Here is a 1415-nt window from a genome sequence, read left to right as displayed (position 1 = left end):
GTCTTCGCCTACGTTGCGGCGGGTGTAGCGCTCGGGGTGCTGGTAGCGGTCGCGGTTGTGGAACTGGCAGGCCGGGCCCAGCAGCTTCAGGTCCGTGAGGCCGCCGGTGCTCCAGTTGTCGGCGTGGTCGATCTGGCACATGGTCGCCGGCAGCGGGCAGCCGTCGACCCAGCACGTGGCATACCGGGCGAAGATGGCCCGGCGCTGGGCAGGAGTGGCCAGGCGGACCTTGCGGCCCATGTCGAGGACCTGCCCGTCGGCGTTCATGACGATCCGCACCAGAGTCGAGGTGCGGGCGAGGCGGTGCACGCTGGAGACGGGCAGCACCTGCCCGGTCGCCAGCAGCAACCCCGGCGCGGTCCCCGGTGCCATCCCCAACGACGCACCCAGCAACGTGCCTGCCGACGCTCCCAACGCCGACCCCAAGAACGCCCCGGGCATCGCGCCCGCCGACGCACCCGGAGATCCCGGTGACGCACCTTGCGCCGCTCCCCGCGATGCCCCCTGTGCGGCTCCTTGCGATGCCTCCTGCGCCGTCTCCGGCGTCCCTCGCCCGGCTCCCGCTGCTGTTCCCGGAGTTCCCGCTGCCTGCGTCGCGCACGAGCACCGCGCGTCGCCACTGCACCGCCACGCGCCCTGGCTGCCGCACCGGCACGTGCCCTGGCCATGCCGGCAGTCCCCCGCAGGCCGAGGCCCACCGTGGGTGTGATGAGCGGAGACATCCTCGGGAGGAGGATCCGGCCACACCGCCTCCGAAGGCGCTGCCTCCGAGGGCGCTGCCTCCGAGGGCGCTGCCTCCGAGGGCGCTGCCTCCGAGGGCGGCGCATCCGAAGCCGTCGCACCCGAAGGCACTGCGTCCGAAGGGGCTGTGTCCGAAGGCACTGCGTCCGAAGGGGCTGTGTCCGAAGGGGCTGTGCCCGAAGGGGCAGCGTGCGAAGGGGCTGTGTGCGAAGGGGCTGTGTGCGAATGCCCGCCACCGTGAGCAAGCCATGCTGACGCACCCCGCCGGGCGTGGGTTGCTCCGGACTGGGCCGCGCCGCGATCGCAGCCATCGCCCTCTGCAGGCGCGGTCGTGTCGCTCTCGGCAGAGCGGGTGCTCGCGGTGTCGTCGTCTTCGGCGGAGTCGGCGTTCGCGGTGTGGTCGCCCTCGGCGCAGGCGGTGTTCGCGGTGCTGCGCGGCTCGCACTCCCCAGGCCGCCGCTCACCGGCCCCGCACTCACCGGCTCCCCAGCCACGAGGCTCCTCATCGCGAAGTCCGGTCGCGACGTCGCCGGAGCCAGCGGCAGGGTCGGTGGCGGGGACAGCCTCAGCAGTGTCGAGCTCGTCCGGGGTCTCGGGGCCGTCGATGCCGCCCTCAGCACCCGGATCGCCCATCACGTCGGAGACGGCGTCGTCGGCCTGGCTGGGGTCGTCGG

1 protein-coding gene is annotated in these 1415 nt (G+C 73.4%); it reads right to left on the bottom strand.

Features of this window, described 5'->3' with window-relative positions:
- Positions 1–372 (bottom strand): HNH endonuclease signature motif containing protein (locus FLV34_RS39240; RefSeq protein ID WP_187280875.1); only part of this gene is annotated, 372 nt, incomplete at its 3' end.
- Between the last annotated feature and the right edge of the window lie 1043 nt (positions 373–1415).

Origin of the sequence: Microbispora sp. CSR-4 (assembly GCF_008033685.1) — a bacterium.
Classification (GTDB): domain Bacteria; phylum Actinomycetota; class Actinomycetes; order Streptosporangiales; family Streptosporangiaceae; genus Microbispora.
This window is presented reverse-complemented; position numbering and strand designations above follow the sequence as displayed.